At 69.5% G+C, this 25257-nt stretch carries 19 protein-coding genes; 9 read left to right on the top strand and 10 right to left on the bottom strand.

Annotated elements, in window-relative coordinates:
• Positions 1-226: 226 nt before the first annotated feature.
• Genes KCG34_RS02135 through KCG34_RS02125 form a run of 3 tightly spaced genes read right to left on the bottom strand, consistent with a single transcriptional unit; the run spans position 227 to position 3242 of the window.
• Positions 227-1318 carry an LLM class flavin-dependent oxidoreductase gene (locus tag KCG34_RS02135; RefSeq protein ID WP_211938759.1) on the bottom strand — a complete coding sequence of 364 codons (1092 nt, stop codon included), beginning with the start codon at positions 1316-1318 and terminating at the stop codon, positions 227-229.
• Positions 1315-2223, bottom strand: a complete 909-nt coding sequence (locus KCG34_RS02130) for an aldo/keto reductase (RefSeq protein ID WP_211938758.1) — start codon at positions 2221-2223, stop codon at positions 1315-1317. Before KCG34_RS02130 ends, KCG34_RS02135 begins: the two co-directional genes overlap by 4 nt.
• Before the next feature lie 56 nt (positions 2224-2279).
• Positions 2280-3242: a LacI family DNA-binding transcriptional regulator gene (locus tag KCG34_RS02125; protein WP_249138181.1), complete on the bottom strand. Its 963-nt coding sequence runs from the start codon at positions 3240-3242 to the stop codon at positions 2280-2282.
• Positions 3243-3496: 254 nt separating this feature from the next.
• On the opposite strand from KCG34_RS02125, the gene KCG34_RS02120 reads away from it, so the two are divergent.
• Complete coding sequence (locus KCG34_RS02120; protein ID WP_211938756.1) at positions 3497-4534, top strand: NADP-dependent oxidoreductase; 1038 nt, start codon at positions 3497-3499, stop codon at positions 4532-4534.
• A gap of 6 nt (positions 4535-4540) precedes the next feature.
• Here KCG34_RS02120 and KCG34_RS02115 read toward each other — a convergent pair whose 3' ends face one another.
• The 5 genes from KCG34_RS02115 to tkt form a co-directional block, all read right to left on the bottom strand.
• Positions 4541-6124 (bottom strand): MBL fold metallo-hydrolase, encoded by a 1584-nt coding sequence (locus KCG34_RS02115; protein WP_211938755.1) that lies wholly within the window; start codon positions 6122-6124, stop codon positions 4541-4543.
• Positions 6121-7005 (bottom strand): ribose-phosphate diphosphokinase, encoded by an 885-nt coding sequence (locus tag KCG34_RS02110; RefSeq protein WP_211938754.1) that lies wholly within the window; start codon positions 7003-7005, stop codon positions 6121-6123. Before KCG34_RS02110 ends, KCG34_RS02115 begins: the two co-directional genes overlap by 4 nt.
• On the bottom strand, positions 7002-8534 hold the full coding sequence (locus KCG34_RS02105) for a thymidine phosphorylase family protein (RefSeq protein WP_211938753.1): 1533 nt from the start codon (positions 8532-8534) through the stop codon (positions 7002-7004). Before KCG34_RS02105 ends, KCG34_RS02110 begins: the two co-directional genes overlap by 4 nt.
• Before the next feature lie 156 nt (positions 8535-8690).
• A complete protein-coding gene (gene gnd, locus KCG34_RS02100; RefSeq protein ID WP_211938752.1) occupies positions 8691-10874 on the bottom strand; it encodes a phosphogluconate dehydrogenase (NAD(+)-dependent, decarboxylating) in 2184 nt (727 codons plus the stop codon).
• 11 nt (positions 10875-10885) lie between these two features.
• Positions 10886-12955, bottom strand: coding sequence for a transketolase (tkt, locus tag KCG34_RS02095; protein WP_211938751.1), 2070 nt, complete (start codon positions 12953-12955; stop codon positions 10886-10888).
• Positions 12956-13333: 378 nt separating this feature from the next.
• On the opposite strand from tkt, the gene KCG34_RS02090 reads away from it, so the two are divergent.
• The 6 genes from KCG34_RS02090 to KCG34_RS02065 all read left to right on the top strand — a co-directional run bounded on the left by KCG34_RS02090 (position 13334) and on the right by KCG34_RS02065 (position 20999).
• On the top strand, positions 13334-14449 hold the full coding sequence (locus KCG34_RS02090) for a pentapeptide repeat-containing protein (RefSeq protein ID WP_211938750.1): 1116 nt from the start codon (positions 13334-13336) through the stop codon (positions 14447-14449).
• A complete protein-coding gene (locus KCG34_RS02085; RefSeq protein WP_249138180.1) occupies positions 14446-16317 on the top strand; it encodes a PAS domain-containing hybrid sensor histidine kinase/response regulator in 1872 nt (623 codons plus the stop codon). The genes KCG34_RS02090 and KCG34_RS02085 overlap by 4 nt, the downstream gene beginning before the upstream one ends.
• A 147-nt stretch (positions 16318-16464) precedes the next feature.
• Positions 16465-17772 (top strand): sugar MFS transporter, encoded by a 1308-nt coding sequence (locus KCG34_RS02080; protein WP_249138179.1) that lies wholly within the window; start codon positions 16465-16467, stop codon positions 17770-17772.
• A 69-nt stretch (positions 17773-17841) separates the two neighbouring features.
• The gene (locus tag KCG34_RS02075; RefSeq protein WP_211938749.1) at positions 17842-19047 is read left to right on the top strand and encodes an MFS transporter; all 1206 of its coding nucleotides are present in this window, start codon (positions 17842-17844) and stop codon (positions 19045-19047) included.
• 72 nt (positions 19048-19119) lie between these two features.
• Positions 19120-20208 (top strand): oxidoreductase, encoded by a 1089-nt coding sequence (locus tag KCG34_RS02070; protein WP_211938748.1) that lies wholly within the window; start codon positions 19120-19122, stop codon positions 20206-20208.
• A complete protein-coding gene (locus tag KCG34_RS02065) occupies positions 20205-20999 on the top strand; it encodes an enoyl-CoA hydratase/isomerase family protein (RefSeq protein ID WP_211938747.1) in 795 nt (264 codons plus the stop codon). The genes KCG34_RS02070 and KCG34_RS02065 overlap by 4 nt, the downstream gene beginning before the upstream one ends.
• Positions 21000-21001: 2 nt before the next feature.
• On the opposite strand, the gene KCG34_RS02060 is transcribed toward KCG34_RS02065, so the two are convergent.
• The gene (locus KCG34_RS02060) at positions 21002-21751 is read right to left on the bottom strand and encodes an SDR family NAD(P)-dependent oxidoreductase (RefSeq protein ID WP_211938746.1); all 750 of its coding nucleotides are present in this window, start codon (positions 21749-21751) and stop codon (positions 21002-21004) included.
• Between the two features lie 210 nt (positions 21752-21961).
• On the opposite strand from KCG34_RS02060, the gene KCG34_RS02055 reads away from it, so the two are divergent.
• A complete protein-coding gene (locus KCG34_RS02055) occupies positions 21962-23197 on the top strand; it encodes an acetyl-CoA C-acetyltransferase (protein ID WP_211938745.1) in 1236 nt (411 codons plus the stop codon).
• 212 nt (positions 23198-23409) lie between these two features.
• Here KCG34_RS02055 and KCG34_RS02050 read toward each other — a convergent pair whose 3' ends face one another.
• Entirely contained in the window at positions 23410-24072 is a 663-nt protein-coding gene (locus KCG34_RS02050; protein WP_211938744.1) for a hypothetical protein, read from the bottom strand.
• 240 nt (positions 24073-24312) lie between these two features.
• Between KCG34_RS02050 and KCG34_RS02045 the strand changes: the two genes are divergently transcribed.
• Positions 24313-25236 carry a tetratricopeptide repeat protein gene (locus KCG34_RS02045; RefSeq protein WP_211938743.1) on the top strand — a complete coding sequence of 308 codons (924 nt, stop codon included), beginning with the start codon at positions 24313-24315 and terminating at the stop codon, positions 25234-25236.
• The last annotated feature ends 21 nt before the right edge of the window (positions 25237-25257 follow it).

Here is a 25257-nt window from a genome sequence, read left to right as displayed (position 1 = left end):
CGCCGCATGGCGACCTCCCCGATTAAAGGCGCGTGCAATCCGCGCCGTGCTTTTGTGTCACTCACACCGCTAAACCCTACGGGCAAGGTAGATATTCTGAGCCCGTGGCTTAGCAAATTTACATGCGGGCCAGTCGCCGGCAGATCAGGCCCCGGCGGTCAGCCCGTGTCCGTCTGCGCCGACCAGGACCGGGCCGGCGCACTATGCTACTGTTCAAACGAACGAACTACGTCATCGCCGGGACCCGAACCGGCGAGACCAAAGGGCCATGGTCGATCCGCGGCAAAACGTGGCGCGCGAACAGGTCCGCCTCGGCCGCGTGCGGATAACCGGACAGGATGAAGGCGTCTATTCCCATATCGCGATAGGAATTCAGCTTGGCCAGCACCTGGTCCGGATCGCCGACGATGGCCGCGCCGCAACCGGACCTGGCCCGGCCCACGCCGGTCCACAGGCCTGGCTCGGCATAGCCGTCGTCGCCCGCGCTCTCTCGCAGGCTCGCCTGGGCCTGAACGCCGGCCGATGCGGAATCCAGCGACTTGGCGCGGATCGCCGCCCCGGTCGCCGCATCCAGCTTGGACAGCAGGCGATCGGCCGCTGCGCGCGACTCGGCCTCGGTCTCCCGCACGATCATATGGGCGCGATAGCCGAAGCGCAGCGTGCGGCCATGGCGCGCCGCCCTCGCCTTCATGTCGGCGATGATCTCGGCGATGGCTTCCTGGCGGTCCGGCCACATCAGGTAGACGTCGCAACCGGCCGCCGCCGCATCGCGCGCGTCCTCCGACAGGCCGCCGAAATAGAATAGCGGGGCCTTGCCCGAGACCGTGGTGATGCGCGGCGGGTCCAGCTTCAGCTTCCAGAACTCGCCGTCATGGTCCAGGGGCTCGCCGTTCAGCAGGGTCCGCAGGATCGCCATGGCCTCGACCGTGCGCCGATACCGCGGCGCCGAAGCCAAGGTCTCGCCCGGCAGGTCGGAGGAGATGATGTTGATGTCCAGGCGCCCTGCCGACATACGATCTATGGTCGCGATCTGGCGCGCGAGCTGCGGCGGCCACAGTTCGCCGATACGCACCGCCATGAGCATCCTCATCCGCTTGAGCAGCGGCGCGATCCCGGCAGCGAACGCGGTGGTGTCCACGCCCAGGGCGTAGCCGGACGGCAGGAGAATATTGTCGAAGCCGCCGCTCTCGGCCTGCAGGACGATGTCTCGGCAATGCTCCCAGCTGGACTTCAGCCGCGGATCGGGCGCGCCGAGGAACTCGTAGTCGTCATCGCAGAGGGCGGAGAACCAGCTGATTTCGCAGGGGGATCTGTTCATGGCAGGGGCTCGCTCCGGGCGGCCGTCAGGACCTTGTACCAATCGGCGCGGGTCCAGCGCGGCTTGTAGGCATCTGGAATTTCTTGGATTCGCGACAGTGTCTGGGTTCCGACGATCGGGATCGGGCGCGCCGGATGGGCCATGATCCAGCTGTAGGCCGCAGCCGCGCGCGAGACGCCATAAGCCTCGGCCTGGGCGTCGAGGGCCGCCGCCACCGCTCGGCTCCGCTCGTCCCTGGGATCGCCCAGCCGGCCGCCGCCCAGCGGCGACCAGGCCAGAACGGCCATGTCCTTGGCCATCGCCTGGTCGAGGACGCCATCCGACAGCGGCGCGATCGCCAGGGGCGAAAATTCCGGCTGGATACTGACGATCGGCGCCGAAAGGTGCGCCTGCAGGGCCTCAACCTGCGAAGGCAGATAGTTGGAGACCCCGACCGCGCCGATCTTACCGGCCTTCAGCGCATCCTCGAGCGCACGGGCGACCTCGGCGGGATGAGTCAGGAAATCCGGCCGGTGGATCTGCCACAGCTCGACGCGCTCGACCCGAAGTCGTCGCAGGGAGGCGTCGATCGCCGAGGCCAGATAGGCCTCGCCGGAATTGTAGGGAGCGCCGACGACGATCCCGCCCTTGGTGGCCAGCACCATGCGGCCGCGAAGATCCGGCGCCTGCGCCAGCACCTCGCCCAGCAACATCTCGGCCGAACCGAACCCTCCAGCGCTGTCGGCGCCATAGATGTCGGCGGTGTCGAACAGGGTCACGCCCGAATCGAGCGCGGCCCGGATTCGACCCTCGGCCGCCCCGGCGTCGACGCCGGAAAAGCGCCACATGCCCCAGGCCAGCGAGGAAACCTCGGGGCCGCCGACATAGAGGGGGCGCGTCGCAGGGGGGATCGGAAGGTATGTCATCGTTGTCATACTAGGCGCCGATCACGGCGTTGCGCAATGGCCGGGTTGCGCCGAGCTCAGGACTGGATCGAAGGCGGCGCCGTCGAGCCGCGCACCACCAGTTCGTGCGGCAGCCGCCGGTGCACGGTTTCCCCGCTGAACAGAAGGCCGGTCGCAGCGTAGGCCAGGTCCCGGGTGGGCTGGCGGACGGTCGTGAGCGGCGGCCACAGCTGGCTGGCCAGGGCCGTGTCGTCGAAACCGGCCACCGACAGGTCCCCGGGCACCGAGAGCCCACGCCGATGCGCGACGGTCAGCACCCCGGCCGCCATGTCATCGTTGCTGGCGAAGATCGCCGTAGGCGGGTTGGCCAGGTCCAGCAACACGTCCCCCGCCGCCTCGCCCGAAGCGAAATCGAAATCTCCCTGCCGCACATAGCGCGGCTCGAAGGGGATGCCGGCGCGATCCAGGGCCCGCCTGTATCCGAACAGACGCTGATCGCTGGCCGTATGATTGACGTGGCCGACGATGAAGCCGATCCGGCGATGGCCCAGATTGATCAGGTGGGTGGTCATGTCGTCCGCCGCCTGAACGTCGTCCATGGCCACGGACGAACTGCGGCTGTGCTCCGTCCCCGGCGAGATGCGCACATAGGGCACGCCGCGCGCCTCCAACTCATCCAGCACTGCGATGGCGTCCGTGACGGGGGAGGACAGGATCACGCCGTCGACCCGGGTCTGGTCGATCAGTTCGCCCACGTGCTGCGCCAGCATGGGCGAGGCCACGTCGCTGGGCTGGGCCAGCAGCCGCACCCCCTCCTCCATGCAGCGCGTCCAGACCCCGGTCTGGATCTGGTGAATGTAGTGCGGGCTGTGGTTGTCGTAGAGCAGCGCGACCTGATGGCTGCGCTTGCCGGCCAGGGAGCGCGCGGCCATGCTGGGCACGAACTTGAGGTGGGCTATGGCCTGCTGCACGCGATCCCGGGTCTCCTCCGAGACATATCGCTCGCCGTTCAGGACCCGCGAAACGGTCTTTGTCGACACGCCCGCGATCTTCGAGACGTGCTTTATGGTTGGCCGCATCTGTTTCTGGCTCGACCCCTAGGTTCGCTGGACAGAATGGGACCAATGAGACAGCGGCGCAACAGGTTCTGTCCACTTCGGACAGATTTGGAGCTGACCTTGTCTAGTGCGGACGCCCCATCGGTTGGCCCGTCGCGTTCGGGCGCGCATTCTCCGGGACTTTTGCCTATGCTGGCGCGCGACCGCGTCGCCCGGGCGCAGGGAGCGAAACCGGCGTGAACCGATACTGGACCTTGGCCGAAGGGCCCGTGCCGAACTGGCCGCAACCGGACACCTTCGTGATGCGCGAGGGCGCCGTTTCGAGCCCCGAGCAGGGACAGGCCCTGACCCGGACGATCTATGTCTCCCTCGACCCATACCAGTGGGGCTACAAGCGGCGGCGGGTCGAGCCGAACGGCGCGCCCTGCCATGCCCGCACGGTCTCGCAGGTGGTCGAGAGCCGCATGCCGGGCTTCGAAGCCGGCGACCTCGTCTTCAACACCAACGGCTGGGCCGAGTACGGCCTGATGGGCGAGGGAATCTGGCGGCCGGACTACATGGTTCCCCGCAAGCTGGACCCTAGCATCGGGCGCATCTCGCTGGCGGTCGGCGTCCTCGGAATGCTGGGCCTGACCGCCTATGCCGGAATGAACCTCATGGCCGCGCCACAGGCCGGCGAGACCGTGGTGGTCTCCGCTGCGTCCGGCGGGGTCGGCCAGATCGCGGGCCAGCTCGCCAAGCTGAAAGGCGCGCGCGTCGTCGGGATCACGGGCCGAAGGGCCAAATGCCGGTTCGTGACCGAGGAGCTCGGTTTCGACGCCTGTGTCTCGCATCTGTCGCCGCGCTTGCCCGACGAACTCCGCGCCGCCTGCCCCGGAGGCGTGGACGTCTATTTCGAGAATGTGGGTGGGCCGGTGTTCGAGGCGGTGCTGCCTTTGTTCAACCCGGGCGCCCGCATGACCATCTGCGGCCTGATCGCCCACTATGGCGACGCCGAGGGCCGCGACGCCCGCGCAGCGCTCATGGAGCTCGGACGACCGATCTTCGAGGCGCGGGACGTGGCCGTAAAGACCCTGTTTGTCGGCGACTTCGCCCGGGACCACCACGACGAAATGCTGGCTTATGTGGCGCCGCTGGTCGCCGCGGGCCGCCTCAAATACCGCGAGGATATCCGCCAGGGATTCGAGGCCCTCCCCGCGGCCTTCGCCGAGATGCTGCGCGGAGACAACTTCGGCAAGATGCTGGTCCAGCTCACCCCGGACCCGACGGCCTGATCCCCACTATCGGCCAAGATCCCGTGCCAGGCGGCGGATCAGGTCTGCGCGCTCCTCGTCCGAGCCTGCGTGCTCCAGCCTGGTGTCGAGATCGATCAGCAGCTGGGCGCGCGCATTGTGCCAGTCCGGCCTTGCAGCGGCCGGCGAGGCGATGCGGGGCTGGAGGTCTTCCAGCGGCTGAGGCCCCGTCGGCTGCAGCCGGAACCGCTGGTCGATCCGCGGGATGTGGATCTTGGCTTTGTCGAAGCCAGCCGCGGCGAGCCGGTCAGCCAGTCCCTGCGCGCCCTGCGGTTCACCATGGGCCACGAAGACGGCGCCGCGGACCGGCCCGCGCGCCTTGGCCCAGGCGGTCAGGCCCGTGGCGTCGGCGTGGGCGGAATAGATGTCGAGATTGCGTATCCGGGCGCGGACGTGGATGTCTTCGCCCTGAATGCGGACATTGCGCGCGCCGTCGAGCAGGATCCGCCCCAGCGTGCCGGTCGCCTGATAACCGGCGATCAGCACCGTGGCCTCGCGCCGCCACAACAGCCGCTTCAGGTGCTTGCGCACTCGGCCAGCGTCGCACATGCCGCTGGCGGCCATGATCACATGCCAACCGCGCAGCCGTTCCAGGCTGTCGCTTTCCCACGGGTCGCGCAAAAACTTCAGCCGGCCGCTGGCGTGGATATCCTTGAACGGATTGCGACCGCTCGCCTTGTTCCAGCCGCGGCGGACGAAGATCTCGGTGGCCTCGATCGCCAGCGGCGAGTCGAGGAAGATATCGCCGGCCGGCGCATCCCCCGAGGCCATCAGGGTCATCAGATCGGCCAGGAGCTCCTGCGACCGCTCGACGGCGAAGGCGGGGATCAGCAAGGGGCCGCCCGCCTCGTGCGCCGCGGCGAGTTCCTCGGCCAACAGCCTGCGGCGCGCATCCGGCGTGATCACCTCCCGCTCACGATCGCCATAGGTCGACTCGATGACCAGATGGTCGACCCCGGCAGGCCCCTGCGGGTCGGGGGAATAGTCGCGCCCGCCGCTCCCCAGGTCACCGGAGAACAGGATCGTCTGGACGCCTTCCGCCGTCTCGACCCGCACCTCGATCGAAGTCGAGCCCAGGATGTGGCCCGCCTCCCAATAGGTGGCGGAGACGCCGGGCGCGACCTCGACCACCTCGTTCAGCTCCACCCGCTTGAACTGGCGCACGACCTTGCGGCCGTCGCCCTCGGTATAGATCGGCTCGACCGGCGGGCGGCCGCGCTGCTGGTTGCGACGGTTCAGGTGGGCCACCTCGCTCTCCTGGATGCCGCCGGCGTCGGCCAGCATCACCTCGCACAGCTCGCGCGTCGCCTCGGTGGCGTAGATGGGGCCCTCGAACCCGGCCAGCATCAGCTTCGGCAACAGGCCCGAGTGGTCGATGTGGGCGTGGGTCAGCAGCACCGCGTCGACCTTGCCGGCATCGAAAGGAAACGGCTGATAGTTCAGGGCCTTGAGCGTCTTGGAGCCCTGGAACATACCGCAGTCGATCAGGACCGTGGCCTGATCGGTCTCCAGCCGGGCGCAGAAGCCGGTCACGCAGCCGGCCGCGCCGTGAAAGGACAATCGAAGGCTCATGAGGCGATTTCTCCGGCCAGGGCGTCCGCCAGCAGGGAGGCGAGCGGCGCGACGTTGGTAGGATGGGGGCAGCTGTCGGTCGACACGATGCGGGTCAGGCCGGCCGCTTTCAACGCCTCGGCGGCGCTGTGGTCGAACAGGGCGTGCACCACGCCGGCCTCCACCGACCTGGCCCCGCAACGCAGGGCGAGGCGCGCCGCTTCGGCCAGTGTCGCGCCGCTGGAGCAGATGTCGTCCACCAGCACCACCCGCCGGCCGGCGAGCGCGGACGGCTCATTGACCGAAAGCTCCACCCGCCGATCGCCGAGCCGCGTCTTGCTCAGCACCAGATGCGGAGCGTCCATCAAGTCTGCGATAGCCGCGGTCCAGCGCGCGGACTCTTCGTCGGGGCCGATCAGCAGCGGCGGCTCGCCGCGAACGCCGATCGCGTCGGCCAGCACCCTCGCGGCCGACAGCGTCGTGACCTCGGTCCCGAACACGGCCCCGATGTCGCGGGTCCGGTGGAGATGCGGCTCGACCGTCACGATGCGATCGAAGCGGCATCCGAGGATCTCGCCGATCACGTCGCGGCTCACGGGCTGGCCGGCTGCGAACACCTTGTCCTGGCGCATATAGGCGAGATAGGGCGCAACCAGCACCAGCCGCCGCACGCCGGCCCGCCGCCAGGCGTCGCAGGCGAGCGCTAGCGGCATGATCTTGGCGTCCGGCCGATCCAGCGAGCAATAGACCAGCACCGTTTCCGCCGGCGGGCCTACGGTCGGCAAGCCCTCGCCGTCCGGGAAGCGGTGCAGGTCGATCAGGCTGAAGGGCGCTTTGAGTGAAGACGCCAGGGCTTCGGCGCGGGCCGCCTGGTCGGCGAAGGCGCAGACCAGCGCGCTCACGAGGCCAGCTCGTAGCCGCTGTTGTCGCCGGCCAGGTCGACCGCGGACCCGAAGTCGAGCGCCTCGCAGCCATGGATGCGGTACAGCGGATCGCCCTTGCGGACCTGCGCGCCGGTCTTGGCCAGGAGGTCGACGCCTGCGCCCGGATCGCTCGGCGCGCCGCATCGCCGGGCGATGGCCGCGATCTGCAGGCAGTCGATGCGTTCGACCCGGCCGGATGTGGGGGCCAGGACCTCGTGGATCAGCCCGCCGAGGCGCCCGTCCACCGGCGAAGGCCCCTGGGCTTCGGCGATCTGGTCCAGCTTGCGGGCCGCAGCGCCGCTCTCCAGCAGCTCGCGGGCGCGCTTGGCCCCGCTTCCGCCGGGCATGTTAGGATCCGCTTCCAGCAAGCGGCCAGCGAGCAGCAGGGCCTTCTCCCGCAGGTCCGCAGGGGCGTCGGCCCGCCCCTCCAGCACCGCGCGCACGTCGCGGGCCTCAAGCACCGGCCCGACGCCACGGCCGATCGGCTCGGCGGCGTCGGTGACCAGCACCTCCAGCTCCAGGCCCAGCCGCCGGGCGACGAACTCGAACAGCTTCTTCAGCCGCAGCGCTTCGCGCCGGTCGCGGACCTTGGCCGTCGGTCCGACGGGGATGTCGAGCACCAGATAGGTCGAACCCGCCGCCAGCTTCTTCGACAGGATCGAGGCGGTCATCTGCTCGGGCGTATCGATCGAGAGCGGGCGCTCGACCGAAATCAGCACGTCGTCGGCGGGCGAGAGCCGCACGCGCCCGCCCCAGGTGATGCAGCCGCCGCAGCGCTCCACCACGCTGCGCATCTCCTCCTCCGACAGATCGACCCGCGCCAGCACCTCCATCGTGTCCGCGGTCCCGGACGGCGAGGTGATGGCCCGGGAGGAGGTCTTGGGGATCAACAGGCCATGGGCGGCCACGATCGGCGCCACGATCAGCGAGGTCCGGTTGCCCGGCACCCCGCCTATGCAATGCTTGTCGACGACGAGGTCGCGGTCCCAGGTCAGGCGGTCGCCCGCCGCCACCATGGCGCGGGTCAGGTCCAAGGTCTCCTCGGCGGTCATCGAGCTGGCGCAGGCGATCAGGAAGGCCGAAATCTCGATGTCCGACCAGCGGTGCTCTGCGAGGTCGCGGGCGATCGCATCATAAGCAGCGGCGCTGAGCGTCTCGCCGGCCACCTTGGCCCGGACCGCCTGCAGGGTGTCGAGCGGCGGGGCGGGGCGGACCTGCAGCCATTCGCCGGGGCGGGCCCCCAGCCGGCGCGCCAGGGGTTGCGACAGGCCCGCCTCGTGCGCGGCCACGAGGTTCGGATCGTCGCAGATCAGGGGGATCGCCAGCACGGTCCCGCGGCCCGACCGCACCTCGACCTTGCGGACTCCCCGTAAGCGTTCGGGCCGCAGCGCCGCACAGTCGCGCGCCAGCAGCACGGTGTTCTCGCGAAAGGTGTCCAGCGCGACCAGCTTGGCGCAAAGCTGGCCCTCGCCCGTAGCGATGGCCTGGTCCTTCCTGGTCGTCGGCATGGTCTCTCCGTGTCCGCGATCGGCGGCATGGTGGGGCCGGTCACGCTGTCCGCCCTGATTTCAATCAAATCCGGCGAGGCGGCCTGAGCGAGGAGGAGTCGATTCTGCTTTCTGAAGCACAGCCGCGACTACGGGCGAACCCTGGTTCGACCTGATCTAGGCGGCGGCCCCACGGTCCGCCCCGTTGGACGGCTCGACGTGATGGCCAAAGCCAAAACGCATCGCAGACAACAATTTCTCGCCGAAGGTATGAGTCTCGCGGGATCTGAACCGGGCGAACAGGGCGTTGGCGAGGGCGCTGGCGGGCGCCTCCTCCTCCACCGCTGCGGCCAGGGCCCAGCGGCCTTCGCCGCTGTCGGCCACATCACCCTCGAAGTGCTCCAAAGCCGGATCGCGCGCCAGGGCCTGAGCGACCAGGTCCAGGAGCCAGGACGAAACCACGCTGCCCCGGCGCCAGGTCTCGGCTATGTCCGCGAGGTTGAAATCATAGCGCTCTCCCTCCGGCATCGTGGCCGCGCCGCGGCCGCGCAACAGGTCGAAGCCTTCCGACAGCGCCTGCATCAGGCCGTATTCGACCCCGTTGTGCACCATCTTGACGAAGTGCCCGGCCCCGACCGGACCGGCGTGCACATAGCCCAGCTCCGGACGGGGATCAGCGCCGGCCGGCCGCTGGGTGCGCGGGAGCTGGCCCAGCCCCGGCGCGAGCGTGCGCAGGATCGGCTCGATGGCCTCGAACGCCCGCGCCTCGCCCCCGACCATCAGGCAGTAGCCGCGCTCGCGCCCCCAAACGCCGCCCGAGACCCCGGCGTCGACATAGTCGATCCCCTGCGCGCGCAGCTTGCGGGCTCGGCGAATATCGTCGCGGTAGAACCCGTTGCCGCCATCGATAATCACATCGCCCCGTTCCAGCAGCGCCGACAGGGCCACGACCGTCTCCTCCGTCGCCTCACCAGCGGGCAGCATCAGCCAGACCAGACGGGGCGACGCCAGCTTGCGGACCAGATCGGAGAGATCGTTCGCCGCGGTGGCTCCAGCATCTGCGAGCTTTCGCCTCGCCCCTTCGTCGCGATCGAAGACGACACATGAATGCCCGGCGCTCATCAGGCGACGGGCGATGTCGCCCCCCATGCGGCCGAGGCCGACCATTCCCAGTGTCAGCGCTGATCGCCCGGCATGCGCAATGCTGCGGGACGCCGCCAAGGCGCCGCGCTTGGCTGACAGGGCTTCCAGCAGTTTGTCATACGAACCGGAGAACTTGCGCACGCCATCGGCGAGCAGTTCCCTCGTCACGCCGTCGAGGTCGAGCCCAGCGCGCTCGACCTGGGCGATCACGCTTCGGGCAAGGTCCAACTCGGCGGTCAGGGGCGGATCGGCTGCGACCAGGGTGGCGGGGACCCGGCCGTGATCGCGGAACGCATCGAGCGTCTTTGGCGGCACAGTAGTAATCGTATCCGGGCCGATCAGGCTCTCGACATAGAGCACGTCCGAATAGGTGGGATCCTTGGTCCCGGTGGACGCCCACAACACCCGCTGTGGCTTGGCTCCTGCGGCCGCAAGCGCCTTCCATCGGGCCCCGCCGATCATGTCCAGATAGGCCTGATAGGCCAGCTTGGCGTTGGCGATGGCCACCCGGCCCCGAAGAGTCCGAAGGATCTCCGCCTCCGGGCCGACACCGGCTTTGAAGCGTTCGTCGATGGCCTGGTCGATCGCGGTGTCGATGCGGCTGACGAAGAAGCTGGCGACGCCGCGCACCTGGCTGATGTCCCCGCCCTCGGCCCTCAGGTCCTCCAGCCCGGCCATGTGCGCCTCGGCGACGGCCCGATAGGCGTCGAGGCCGAACAGCAGGGTGACATTGACGTTCACCCCCTCCCCGATCAGTTGCCGGATCGCCTGGTAGCCGGCGCGCGTGCCCGGGACCTTGATCATCAGGTTGGGCCGGCCGACGGCCTTCCACAGCCGGCGCGCCTCGACCACCGTGCCGGCCGCATCGTCCGCCAGATGTGGCGAAACCTCCAGGCTGACGAAGCCGTCCTCGCCACCGAGTTGCTCGAACACCGGGCGGAAGCGGTCGGCCGCCTCCCGGATGTCGTTGATGGCCAGGGCCTCATAGAGCCGCTTCGGCGACAGCTCCTGTTCGCTCAGCAATCGGCGGATACCTTTGTCGTAGGCGTCGCCCTCGGCGATCGCCTTTTCGAACAGGGTCGGGTTCGAGGTCAGTCCCCTGACGCCATCCTCGGCGATCCAGCGCTCGAGCCGCCCGCTCTCAAGGATTTCCCGGTCAAGATGGTCGAGCCAGACAGATTGGCCGGCCTTGGCCAGCTGCAGCAGCGGATTGGTCATGGGGGCGTCTCCTATCTGCAGGTCAACCGCCGCGCCGCCTCGGCGACATCGGCGGCGGTGAAGCCGAATTTGGACTGAAGGTCTGCATAGGGCGCGGAGGCGCCGAAGCGGCGCATGGCGATCACCGCGCCCTCGGGGCCGACATAGCGATCCCAACCGAGTGGCGAGGCTGCTTCGACCGCCAGCCGGGCCTTCACGGCCGGCGGCAGCACCGAGCGTCGGTAAGCTTCGTCCTGGGCCTCGAACAGGTCGAACGAGGGCATGGACACGACCCGGCAACGGAGGCCCTCGCTCGCCAATGTCTCGCGCGCCTCGAGGCAGGCGGCCACCTCGCCTCCGGAGGCGATCAGGATGACGTCGGGTGTCTCTTCGCCGCCCGCGAGCACATAGCCGCCCCGGGCGAGGCCGCTGGCAGGGGCGAACTTCCCGCGATCCAGCACGGGCAGGGCCTGGCGCGACAGGACCAGGCAGGCGGGCCGCTCGGATTGTCCCAGGATCACCCGCCAGGCTTCTGCCGTCTCGTTCGCGTCGCAGGGCCGGATCACCATCAGGCCCGGAACAGCCCGGAGTCCGGCCAGTTGCTCGACCGGCTGATGAGTCGGACCGTCCTGACCCAGGCCGATGGAGTCGTGGCTGAACACGAAAACCACAGGAAGCCCGCCCATGGCCGCCAGCCGGATCGGCGGTCGCATGTAGTCACTGAAGACCAGGAAGGTCCCAACGAAAGGCCTCAGGCCCGACAGGGCGAGGCCATTGGCGATCGCCCCCATGGTGTGCTCGCGTATGCCGAAATGCAGGTTCCGGCCCCCAAAAGCGCCGGCCTCGAAATCACCAGCACCGTCGAATTTCAGCTCGGTCTTGTTCGAGCCGGCAAGATCGGCGGACCCGCCGAGCAGCCACGGCATATGCGGCGCTAAGGCGTTGAGCACCCGGCCGGACGCTTCGCGCGTGGCCATGCCGCTGGGGTCCGGCTCGAAGGCCGGGATTTTGTCCTCCCAACCCGGTTTCGACTGGCCGGCCAGGCCGCGCGTCAATTCGGCGGCCAGGTCCGGCGCTTCGAGTTTCAAACGGCCAAGGCGCTCTTCCCAGGCCATCCGGGCTTCCGCGCCGCGTCGTCCCACGGTCTCCGCGAAGCGCTGCGGAACCGCCGGGGGAACCCGGAACTGAGCATCCTCAGGCCAGCCGTAGGCGCGCTTGGTGCGTCGCACTTCCTCGGCGCCGAATGGATCGCTGTGGGCCTTGGACGTGCCTTGAAGGTCGGGCGCGCCGAAACCGATGGTGCTACGCACCGCAATCAGGGTCGGGCGGTCGGGAGTGCCGAGGAAGCGCTCGATGGCCTCGGCGAAGGCCGCGCAGTCGTTGGCGTCCTCGACCCGATGGGTGGCCCAGCCATAGCCTTCGAACCGTCGCCGGACATCTTCGCTGAACGCCAGCCGGGTGGGTCCGTCGATGGTCACGCTGTTGTCGTCGTAGATCCAGCACAGGTTGCAGAGACCCAGGTGGCCGGCCAGCGACGCCGCCTCGCCGCTGATCCCCTCCATCAGATCGCCATCGCTGCAGAGAGCGTAGACCCTTTGCCCGAACAGGGCTGAACCAGCCCGGTCATAGCGCGCCCCCAGCCATTTGGCGGCGATGGCCATGCCGACGCTGTCGCCGACGCCCTGCCCGAGCGGCCCGGTGGTGGCCTCGACGCCCGTGGTCATCCCGTATTCCGGATGGCCAGGGCAGACGCTGTCTAGCTGGCGGAAGGCCCTGATGCCGTCGAGGCTTACGGCAGGGCTGCCTGTCGGCTCTCCCGTCCGGTCGACCTCAGCGACGTTCGCCAGGTGAAGCAAAGCGTACAGCAGCATCGAGCCATGACCGGCCGAGAGCACGAACCGGTCCCGTCCCGGCCAGAGCGGCTGAGCCGGGTCATAGGTCAGAAACCTGCTCCAGAGCGTATAGGCCGCAGCCGCCATCCCCAGCGGCAAGCCGGCATGGCCCGACTTCGCCCGCTCCACCGCGTCGACGGTCAAGGTGCGAATGGTGGCGATAGACAGCTGGTCGATCTCGTCGGCCGGGTGCCGCCTGCAAAGGTCCATGGCCGGGCTCCCTAAGGCGCCCCCAACTCATGAACGCCGTGCGCGGCAAGCCGCTCCCGCGCTTTCGGAGCAGGCTTCGCCCCGCAGGCGACCCGCCAGAATTTGCGAAGCCCAGCGCCCTTCAGGCGGTCGATCGAGCTCCAAGACCTCAGGAACTGCCGCGACGGAAGCGATTGCTTCAAGACTAACATCGCAGGACACAAACAAATCTGATCTGGACCGAACCTCTGCGACAATTTGTCAGAACACCCAAAACCGGTTGTCCTTGTGTTTTGCGCCGCCCGTACGTTGAAATTAAACATATCGAAAGCGGCGCTCGGTAATCCCTTGCCAGTAGCGCCCTGACTGCGGGGTTTTGGCTGTGTTCCTGGGGACGCCGTGACGCCGTTCAACTTCGCCAGCGCGAGCAAGAACAGCGTTCGCTCGCCTCGATACAGCGAAGCTGAACTGCGACAATTCCTGTCCGCCCATGAACGTTTCGTGCGCGGCGAGCCGAAGGGGCAGCGCGCCATATGGCGCTATGTCCAGGCGCCCAGCTGCGACTTCTCCGGCCGCGTCTTCGCCCTGGCAGACCTGACCGGCGCCAATCTGCAGGCCTGCCGCCTTGCCGCCGCCAACCTCGAGCGCGCCTGCCTGCAACTCGCCGACCTGCGTGATGTCGACGCCGCCGACGCCAGCTTCGCGCAAGCCGACATCCGCGGCGCCAGCCTGCGCCGGGCGAACCTCTCCGGCGCCTGCTTCGATCAGGCCGACATGCGCCAGGCGGTGCTGTCGCCGGCAGGGGTGTCCGAAGACTTCCGGCTCAGCAGCCCATCCCAGGCCGCCGAGGCCGTTGCGGGCGAGATCACCTTCGAGGTGGATTTCACCCACTGTTCGATGCGCAACGCGCGCCTGAACAACGCCCGGCTGAACCGCGCCAACTTCACCGGCGCCTGCATGGCCGGCGCGGATCTGGCCGGCGCGGACCTGCGCGGCGGACGCTTCCGCGGCGCCATCCTGACCGGCGCGAACCTGGGCGGCGCGAAGCTCGATCCCGGCGCGCTGGACGGCTGTGTGCTGGATGTTTCCGAGCAGGCGCTTCGGCGAGTTCCCGAACTGATGGCCCGCATCGCCGCCGCCGACCGATGGGTCGCCAGCAACGGCGCCGACGGCGCACCAGCCGAACTGGACGATGAAGACCTGCGCCCGCTCGGCGACGCCTTCGCCGGCCGGCGGCTCGCCGCCCTCACCGCCCGCCGGGCCTGCGGGGTCGGAGCCCGCTTCACCAACGCTCAGCTTCAAGGGGCGCGCTTCGACGACGCGGACCTCAGGGACGCCGACTTCAGCGGCGCAGACCTTCGGGGTGCTTCGTTCCGCGGCGCCAAGCTGCGTTACGCCCGGTTCGACCGCGCGGATCTGCGCCCGCTGCCCCTGGCCAGCGGCGGAGAACGGCCGGTGGACCTGACCGACGCCGATCTGGGCGAAGGCGCCTTCGTGGCGGCGCGTCTGGCATGAAGGCGTCGCTCGGTTCCGTCCCGATGTCCTGGATGCGCCTGAAGACCGTCGCCAGCGTGTTCCTGCTGGCCCTGGCCGCCAACATCCTGGTGGCGTTCGCCGTTCGAGCTCTTTCGCCCCTCACTCTTCTGTGCGCCGTGATCGCCGCCGCCCTGTCGAGCATCCCCCTCAGCCTGCTGGTTTTGGGTCAGCGCCGCATGGCGGCCGAAGCGCTGGAAAGCGCTGCGCAAAAGAACCGGGTCATCGCCGAGATCCAGCAGCGGCGGCAGGAGGCCGAAGAGTCCTCCGCCGGCGCAGAGCGCGCCCTGGACCGGCTTGCGCGCAGCGAGGGCCTCTATCGCCTGCTGGCCGACAACCAGACCGACGTGATCACCCTCTGGACCCAGGACCTGAAGCGCAAATACACCTCGCCCTCGGTCAAGCGCACCCTGGGCTTCACGCCCGAGGAACTGCAGGAACAGCCGGCGCTGCTGGAGGTGCACCCGGAGGACGCCGGCCGGATCCGCGGCGTGCTGGAAGGACTGAAACCCGGCGGCGAGCCGGTCGTCGCCGAGTACCGGGTTCATCTCAAGGACGGGTCGGAGGCCTGGGTCGAGAGCATGGTCCGCCGGCTGGACGGCGACGGCGAGCTCTTGTCCACCTCTCGCGTGATCAACCGGCGCAAGGCGCTGGAGGATGCACTGTTGCGCGCGCTCAGCGAGGCCAAGGCCGCCGGCCAGGCCAAGTCCGACTTCCTGGCCAACATGACCCATGAGCTCAGGACGCCGCTCAACGCTATCATCGGATTCTCCGAGGTGCTGAAGACCTCGGAGGAACTGAGCCCGGCCGGCGCGCGCCACCTGGCCCTGATCGCAGACGCCAGCCACACCCTCCTGGGCGTGGTCAACGACGTACTCGACTTCTCGCGCCTGGAAGCCGGCGCCGTGGAGCCGGAACTGGCGCCCTTCGACCCGCGAAGCCTGGTCGAGTCCGCCGTGGCCATGCTGGCCGGTCAGGCCGAAGCCAAGGGCGTGGCGCTGGAGATCGCCGCCGCCGGCCCGGGCGACCGGCTGATGGGCGACGAGCCGCGACTGAGGCAGGTCCTGCTGAACTTCCTCTCCAACGCCATCAAATTCACCAGCCGCGGCCGCGTGTGCGTGCGGTTGTCTCAGACAGAGGCCGGCGAGGTGCGCCGCCTGCGGATCGCCGTCGAGGACACTGGCATCGGAATCTCGACCGAACAGCTGCCGTCTCTCTTCGACCGCTTCACCCAGGCCGACGCCTCGACCTCGCGCCAGTACGGCGGCACGGGCCTGGGCCTTGCGATCTCCAAGCGGATCATGGAGGCCCTCGGCGGGAGCGTCGGGGTCGAAAGCCGAATTGGCGAAGGCTCGACCTTCTGGTTCGAGATCGTGCTCGAAGCCGCCCCGGACCAGCCGGTCCGGGCCACCAGGGCCAGCACCGCCGCCGCCGACATCGACCCGGCCATGCGTCTGCTGGTCGTCGACGACAATGCGGTGAACCGCGAGCTGATCTGCACCCTGCTCTCGCCCTTCGATCTCGAGGTCGAGACCGCCCAGGACGGCGTCGAGGCGGTCGAGGCGGCGCTGCGCACGCCGTTCGACCTGATCCTGATGGACGTGCAGATGCCCAACATGGATGGCCTGACCGCCACCCGCCGCATCCGCGAAGCCGCCCAGCTCGGCGCCCGGCGGCCGGTGATCCTGGCCATGACCGCAAACGTGCTGCCCGAACAGGTGGCCCGCTGCCTGGAGGCCGGCATGGACGGCCATCTGGGCAAGCCGATCAGCGCCGAGCGGCTGCTCGCCGCCATCGCCAGCCCCTATCCGGGGGCCAAGGAACATACCGGCGCCGCCGCGACGGCCTGACGCCCCGCCACCCTTACGCAGCGGAATTTCCGCTCCAGGCGGCGTGACAACCCTGCCCCGACCCGATATTGGTAGCGTTGTCACAACAGCAGCGGCGTCGAAGCGGCCAGGCCGCGAACGCGCGCCCGTCCCAGGGAGAGACCCGACTTGCCCGCAGCCGTCATTTCCGCCCCTCCGTCCTCCGCCTCGGGAGGCGGCGCCCGGCGGCTGATCCCCCTGGCAATGGCCCTTTTCTTCGCCTTCGGCTTCTGCACGGTGGTGATCAACGACACCCTGACGCCCAAGCTGAAGGGCATGTTCGCCCTGAACTACACCGAGGCGGCGCTGACGCCGTTCGTGTTCTTCATCGCCTATTTCCTGGTCTCCCTCCCGGCGGCGTGGCTGCTGGGCCGGGTCGGCTATCTTAAGACGGTGATCGCGGGCCTGGTGCTGACGGCGGTCGGCGCCCTGCTCTTCACCCCCGCCGCCAATCTCGGGGTCTATGAGGCCTTCCTGGGCGCGATCTTCGTGGTCGCCAGCGGGGTGACCATCGTCCAGGTCGCCGCCAATCCGCTGACCGCCGTGATCGGCGACCCGCGTTACAGCCACAGCCGCCTGACCTTGGCCCAGGCCTTCAACTCCTTCGCCACCTTCGTCGGCCCCTATATCGGCGCCGAACTGATGCTGAAGGGCTCCAAGCCGGTACCGCCGGCCGCCAGCCTGCCGGCCAGCGTGCTGAGCCAGCTGCGCATCCACGAAGCCCACGCCATGCAGGCGCCTTTCCTGGGCATCGCCATCGGCCTGATCCTGCTGGCGGGCCTTTGCGCCCTGTTCCTGAAGCAGTCGCCGCCCGCCCCGCCCAAGGCGCACGGGACCTATCGCCAGCTCCTGGCTCAGCCGCGCCTGATGCTGGGGGTGCTGTCGATCTTCACCTATGTCGGCGCCGAGGTGGCCATCGGGGCGATGATGACCAGCTATCTGATGTCGCCGCACGCCCTGTCGCTGAAGATCGAGATCGCCGGCAAGCTGGTGATGTTCTACTGGGGCGGCGCCATGGTCGGCCGCTTCATCGGCGCCTATGTGCTGCGCAAGGTCCGCCCGGGCGCCGTGTTGTCCTTCTGCGCCTTCGGCGCCGCGGCGCTGGCGGCGGCTTCTGGGCTTTCGTCCGGCATGATGGCGGCGGTCGCGGTGCTGGCCATCGGCCTGTTCAACTCGATCATGTTCCCGACCATCTTCACCCTGGCCATCGAGGACCTGGGCGAGTCAGTGCCGCAGGGCTCGGGTCTCCTCTGCCTGGCCATCGTCGGCGGGGCGGTGGTGCCGCTGATCTCCGGCAAGGTCGCCGACACCTTCGGCCTGACCGCTTTCCTCGCCGTCCCGATCGTCTGCTACCTGTGGATCGCAGCCTACGGCTTCATCACCCGCCGCAGCGAACCCGTCCCGGCCGGTGAAATGGCGCTGGCGGAGGCCGGCTGAATCGGCTGTTCTCCCGCCTGACCGCGGCCGCCCGAGGGGTAGAGCCGCGGCTTTCGGGGAAATGACCGCATGAAGGCCGACGCACCTGCGAGCCCCGCCCGCGCCGCGCCCGTGGTCGCCCTGTGCGCCGCCGTGGCGCTGCTGGAGGGCTACGACATCCAGGCCATGGGCGTTGCGGCGCCCAAGCTGGCCCCGGCCCTGCACCTCGCCCCCGCGGCGCTCGGCAACGTGTTCACCGCCGGCATGGTCGGGCTGGTGCTGGGGGCCGCCGCCGGCGGGTGGCTGGCCGACCACATGCGCCGCCGCATCCTGATGAGCCTGGCGGTGACCGTGTTCGGCCTGTTCAGCCTGGCCACCGCCGTGGCGCCCGACGCCCTCAGCCTGGTCGCCGCCAGGTTCCTGACCGGCCTCGGCCTCGGCGCGGCCATGCCCAGCCTGATCAACATCGTCATCGAGGTCAGCCCGGCTCGACATCGCGCGCGGCTGGTCTCGGCCATGGCCTGCGGCATGCCGGCCGGCGGCGCCTCGTCCGGCCTGTTCGCCGTCTACGCCTTCCAGCACCTCGACTGGCGGGCGCTGTTTCTGGTCGGCGGCGTCCTGCCCTTGGCCCTTCTGCCGTTCCTGCTGACCTTGCCTGAGACCCGCAGGAAGCAGGCCGAGCATCACGCCGGCGGCGCGCCGTCGATCCCCGAAGCCCTGTTCGGCGAGGGCCGGGCCGGCGTGACCGCGCTGCTCTGGACCACGTTCGGCCTGACGCTCCTGGTCCTCTACCTGATGCTCAACTGGCTGCCGACCCTGGTGGCGTCCAAGGGCTTCAGCGCCAGCAACGGGGCCCAGGCGGCCCTGGCCTTCAACGCGATCAGCATTCCAGGCGCCCTGATCCTGGGCTCGCTGGTCGATCGCCGCGGCGCACGCGGGCCGGTGTCCCTGGCCTTCGCCGGCCTGATCGTCGCGCTGCTGGGCCTGGCGGCGGCCCACAGCCTGCCGCTGGTCCTGGCCTGCGCCGGCGCTTGCGGCTTCTGCATCCTGGGCGCCCAGTACTGCCTCTATGGCGTGACGCCGATGTACTACCCATCCGCCTCGCGCGGCGTCGCCACCGGGTCGGCCGTGGCGGTCGGGCGGATCGGCTCGATCGTCGGCCCCTTCGCCGCCGGCCAGCTCGTCGCCCTGGGCGTGGGCGCCTCGGGCCTGGCCATCGCCATGGCCCCCGTGATCCTGGTCTCCGGGCTGGCCGCCGCCCTGATGACAACCATAGCCAAGCCCTTCGCCGACTGATCCAAAGCCCGATCGGGCTTGCAGCAGGGATGGCCTTGCGCTTGGCTCCGGCGCGCGACCAGTGAGGCGGACATGGCGGACGACAGGATAGGTGTCGGACTGATCGGCTTCGGCCTGGCCGGGCGGGTGTTTCACGCCCCCCTGCTCGCCGCCCGGCCCGAGTTCCGCCTGTTCGCGGTCAGCACCAGCCGCCGCGAGGCCGTGGCCGCCGAACTGCCGGCGGCCGAGATCGCCGTATCGCCCGAGGCCCTGTTCGCCGATCCGCGCATCGACCTGATCGTGATCGCCACCCCCAACGACACCCACGAACCCCTGGCCACAGCGGCGCTGAAGGCCGGAAAGGCTGTGGTGGTGGACAAGCCCTTCACCCTGGACCTCGCCTCGGCCCGAAGGCTGCTGGACCTTGCCCGGCGGAAGGACCGCCTGCTCTCCGTGTTCCAGAACCGCCGATGGGACAGCGATTTCCTCACCGTGCGAGAGGCCATCGCCGAGGGCGCCGTCGGCCGCGTCGTCCATTTCGAATCCCACTTCGACCGCTTCCGGCCCAAGGTCAGGGACCGCTGGCGCGAGGGCGGCGGCCCGGGCTCGGGCGTCTGGTTCGACCTCGGCCCGCACCTCGTCGACCAGGCTCTGCAATTGTTCGGCCTGCCGCAGGACGTCACCGCCAGCCTGGGCGCCCTGCGCGACGGGGCCAAGGCCGACGATTGGGCGCATGTCGTGCTCGACTATCCCCGTCGTCGCGTGGTGCTGAACGCCAGCATGCTGGCGGCGGGCGGCGTCCCCAGCTTCACCATCCACGGCGACCAGGGCAGCCTGGTCAAACAGATGCCCGACGCCCAGGAAGCTCAGTACGTCGCCGGCCTGCGCCCCGGCGCGCCGGGCTGGGGCCAGGATCCCGATCCGCTGCAGATATGGGACGCCGAGGGCCGCCGCGCCACCCGCCCGGCCCTGGCCGGCGACCACGGCCTCTACTACGCCGCCGTGGCCAAGGCCCTGCGCGGCCAGGCGGCGAACCCCACCCCGGCGCACGAGGTTCTGGGGGTGATGGGGGTGCTGGAGGCGGCGATCCGGTCGGCCGCCAGCGGAACCACCATCGCCATCGAAACCCTGCTCGCGCCGGCAGAACGCGCCTGGCCACCCCTCACCAAGGAGCTCCCATGAGCGACCTCTACGCCCGCTACCAGCGCCTCGCCTTCGACCGCCCCTCGCCCGGCGTGCTGCGCGTCAGCATGAACAACCCGGAACGGCTGAACGCCGCCGACGCGGTCATGCACGCCGAACTGGCCGAGATCTGGCGCGACGTCGACCGCGACGACGCCGTCCGGGCGGTGATCCTGACCGGGACCGGCAAGGCGTTTTCGGCCGGCGGCGACTTCGCCATGATCGAGCAGATCACCCAGGACTTCGACGCCCGCGCCCGCGTGCTGAAGGAGGCGCGCGAGATCGTCTACAACCTGATCAACTGTTCCAAGCCGGTGGTCAGCGCCATGCGCGGGCCGGCGGTCGGGGCGGGCCTGGTCTGCGGCCTTTTGGCCGACATCTCCATCGCCACGCCCGAGGCCAAGATCATCGACGGCCACACCCGCCTGGGCGTCGCCGCCGGCGACCACGCGGCCATTGTCTGGCCCCTGCTGTGCGGCATGGCCAAGGCCAAGTACTACCTCCTGCTCTGCGAGCCCCTGACCGGGGCCGAGGCCGAACGGATCGGGCTGATCTCGCTCCTGGCCCCCGACGACCAGCTCGACGCCAAGGCCGAGGAGATCGCGGCCAGGCTCGCCGCCGGGGCCCAGAGCGCGATCCGTTGGACCAAGTACGCCCTGAACAACTGGCTGCGCAGCGCCGGCCCGACCTTCGACGCCTCCCTGGCCCTGGAGATGCTCGGCTTCACCGGTCCCGAGGCGCGCGAGGGCCTGGCCTCGCACCGGGAAAAGCGCCCGCCGCGCTTCCCCTGAGCTCAGGCCATGCCGCCGTCGACCCGGATCACCGAGCCGGTGGTGAAGCTCGACTGCGGGCTGGCCAGGTAGAGGGCCGCCGTGACGATCTCCTCCGGCCGCCCCGGCCGGCCCAGCGCATTGGGCGCGGTCTCGCGCGAGGCCTCGTCCCAGGCCTTGGAGATGTCGGTCAGGAACGGCCCGGCCATGATGCAGTTGACCCGCACGCTCGGCCCGAACTCCTTGGCGAAGCCCTCGGTCATCACGTTCAACGCCGCCTTGGCCCCGGCATAGGGCAGGAACCGCGGCTGTGGCCGGATCGCGCCGGAGGAGGAGATGTTGATGATCGCCCCGCCGCCGCCCTGCACCATGCGCTCGCCGACCAGGGCCGCCAGGCGGAACGGCCCCTTGAAATTGACCTCCAGCACCTTGTCGAACAAGGCCTCGCTGGTCTCGGCCGAGGACGGCGCCAAGGGCGACATGCCGGCGTTGTTCACCAGGATGTCGATCCGCCCCATCTCGGCATAGGCCGTCTCGACCAGCCGCTCCACATCGCCCCAGTGGCCGACGTGGCAGGCGACCGGCAGGGCCTTGCGGCCCAGCGCCCTGACCGCGGCCGCCGCTTCCTCGCAGGCCTCCAGCTTGCGGCTGGCGATCACCACGTCGGCGCCGGCCTCGGCGAAGGCCAGCACCATCTGCAGGCCCAGCCCCCGGCTGCCGCCGGTCACCAGGGCCGTCTTGCCCGAAAGGTCGAACCGTTCCTGAACGCTCATGCCGCCGTCATCCCTGATGTTTCCTGCCCAGCAGCCTAGGCGCAGGCTCTCGCCCGGCGAAGCCCCCGCCCCTCCGTCAACGGTCCGAAAAAGGCGCCGCTTGACGGACCCTAGGGCAGGCCGTGGCATATGCCGGCGAACGCGAAGTCTCCCCCATCGCGAGCCGCCCGGCCCGGGAACGCCGGCGGCGCCAGCAGAGGAAACACGACCATGACGGAAGCCTGGATCATCGATGCGGCCCGCACGCCGCGCGGCGTCGGCAAGGTGGGCAAGGGCGCCCTCTCGGACGTCCACCCCCAGCGGATCCTGTCGACCGTGCTCAAGGCCCTGGCCCAGCGCAACAACCTGAACACCGCCGAGATCGACGACGTCATCGCCGGCTGCGGCAGCCAGAGCGGCAAGCAGGGCGCCTGCATCGCCCGCATGGCGGCCCTGGACGCCGGCTACGACATCAAGGCCGGCGGCTTCTCCCTCGACCGCTTCTGCGGCTCGGGCATGACCGCGGTCAACCTGGCGGCCATGGGCATCATGTCCGGCCAGCAGGACCTGGTCATCGCCGGCGGCGTCGAGAGCATGAGCTACGCCTCCACCCTGCCCCGCGCCACCACCGGCCTCTTGGACGGCGACAACCTGCACCTGCGCGAAATCCACCCCCAGCCGCACCAGGGCGTCTGCGGCGACGTCATCGCCACCCTGGAAGGCATCACCCGCGAGGACGTGGACCGGCTGGCCTATGAGAGCCAGCAGCGCGCCGCCGCCGCCATCGCCGAGGGCCGCTTCGAAAAGAGCCTGGTCCCGGTCTACAAGGACGACGGCTCGCTGGCCCTGGACCGCGAGGAATATCCCCGGCCCCAGACCACGCTGGAGGGCCTGGCCCAGCTGAAGCCGGCCTTCGAGGCCCTGTATTCGGTTCCGCTGAACGAGGAAGGCCTGTCGTTCAAGAGGCTGGTCGAGGCCACCTATCCGGACCTCAAGGTCAATCACGTGCACCACGCCGGCAACTCCTCGGGCGTGGTGGACGGCGCCGGCGCCCTGGTTCTGGCCTCGCCGGAATACGCCAAGGCCCATGGGCTGAAGCCCCGCGCCCGCATCCGCGCCGTTGCCGCCATCGGCGACAGCCCCGAGCTGATGCTGAACGCCCCCGGCCCGGCGGCCAAGAAGGCGCTGAAAAAGGCCGGCATGACGCTGAAGGACATCGACCTCTTCGAAATCAACGAGGCCTTCGCCGTGGTGCCGATCAAGTTCATGCGCGACCTCGACATCGACCCGGCCATCGTCAACGTCAACGGCGGCGCCATCGCCCTCGGCCACCCCATCGGAGCCACCGGCGCGATCATCGTCGGCGCCCTGCTGGACGAACTCGAGCGCCGCGACCAGGCCGTGGGCCTGGCCACCCTCTGCGCCGCCGGCGGCATGGCGCCTGCGGTGATCATCGAGCGGATGTAAGGGGGTTCAGGGGCAACCCTCACAGATCCCACCCCACCCCGTCATCCCGGCCGGAAGCCCGCGCAGCGGGCTGGAGAGCCGGGACCCAGCAGTTCCGGTCTCGACGCGCAATGATCGCAGCGTCGAGGTCGGTGCGGCTGGGTCCCGGCTCTACGCGCTCTATCGAGCGCTCCGGCCGGGATGACGAAGTTTTGGGGAAGGGAGAAGGGAAATCACGGCGCCCCAGCTATAGGCGGCGACCTGAACAGCCGCACATAGGCCCCGTCCGGCGCCACGAACGGCGAGGTTTCATCGCCGCTCGCCATCTCCTCGACGGCCCAGGCCTCGCGGGCCAGATGCACCCAGTTCACCGGAATCTCCAGATCCCGGCAGATCATCTCGATCACCACGCCGATCGGCTGGGAGAGCACATCGCCATAGATGTCCTCGTCGCTCAGCCGCTCCCAGACCCGCCCAAAGAGCCGCTCGGCCTTCCAGGCCGTGGCCTCGTCATCGGCCACTACCCGGTTCACGATCCGCGCAATCCGCCGCCGGCGCTGATCCAGCGGGTCTTCCGGCGTAACCGCCGCAGCGACGCGAACCTGCCCAGCCTCCAGCGCCGCCAGGTCCTTGATCACTTTGGTCTGCAAGGCCAGCGTCAGCCGCACCGCCCGGGTGACCTTCTGGAACGCCCGGTCTAGCCCCTCGACATCCCCGCCGCCAGCCGCCTCCTCGACGGTCCTCTGCGCCAGGGCCTCGGCCATCCGCGTCCCCGCCTCGGCCAGCCGGTCCAGAAACGCGACCTGCCGCTCCGCCACCCCACGCGCCATCGCCGCCACGGACACAGGGTCCGCCGCGCGGGCGTCGTCGAAGTCGTAGGGTTCGGGCTGATGCATATGTGACAAATAGGAACATAATTCTGGAGATTCGTCAAGCGAACCCCTCCCCCCCTCGCGGAGGAAGAGATCGGCCGCCTGACGGGGGTGAGCCTTCGCTCCAGCTCGCTGGCGCGCCCTACCGGCCTCGAATCCGTACTTCGTCCTATGGCCAAGCTTGTAGGCTCATGCTACCTGAACGGTAGGGAGTCGGGCGTGTTCGCGGCATCGGCGGGCGTGCCGCAGCGGCAGGGGCATTTGATGGCCAAGAAGCGGTCGAATTCGGGTCCGGCGATCTTTGCGGTCGCAGCAGCCATCACCTTGGGCGTCGGCGGATGGTTTTATTGGAGCAGCCGGGCGTCGGTCCCGGCCCAGGCCCAGGCCGCGCCGCCCACGCTGCCGGAGGGCCGGCTGACCTTTGCGGGCGCCTCGAACATCGACACGCGCTACGTCGTGGGCGACCTCAAGCCCGGCCAGGCTACCTACCAGGTGACGGCGCTGATCGTTGGCAAGACGCCAACATCCGTGGAGCAGCGCTATGCGATCGGCGTCAAGAGGGAGCTGGTGTACTGCGCCGACCGCTCCATCGCGCAGGAGGTCATCGCTCTATACGACCAGGCCGGCAAGTTCTCCGGCCGCGAGGACCTGACCGGCGCAGCAGGGAGGCCGATCGGCGGCAGCGACCGCGAGGCGGCGCTGGCTTGCGGCCATGCCTCGCCTGCGGCCTGGCGCGCGACGACGGGCTGGCGGGCCGCCGTCCGCAAGTTCCAGCAGCCGCCGGCCGATATCGACGCCGAGATGAAGACGCAGCCGCAGGACGCCGTGCTCTTGGCCTGGCGCTGCCGCACCATCGCCGAGGGCAGCTGGCGGCCCGACGGCCGCCAAGTCTGCGACAAGGCGGTGGGCCTCACGCCGGATGACGCCTCCGTCCGCCTCGACCGTGGCTTCCTGGCGCTCAAGCTGGGGGATACCAAGGCTGCGGCGCGCGACTTCGACGCCATCGTCGCCAAGTCGCCCGACTGCGCGCCGGCCCTGTTCGGCCGTGGTCTCCTCGAGGCGATGCGCGGATCGGCGGCCGCCTCGAAGGCCGACCGCGGACAGGCGCTAAAGCTCGATCCCAAAACCCCGGACTGGATCCAGGAGACCTACCAGATCGGCATCAGCCCCGAGTACCTTGCGACGTAAGCGAGCGCGGCAGGCTGGTCC

The sequence above is a fragment of the Phenylobacterium montanum genome (assembly GCF_018135625.1).
Classification (GTDB): domain Bacteria; phylum Pseudomonadota; class Alphaproteobacteria; order Caulobacterales; family Caulobacteraceae; genus Poindextera; species Poindextera montana.
This window is presented reverse-complemented; position numbering and strand designations above follow the sequence as displayed.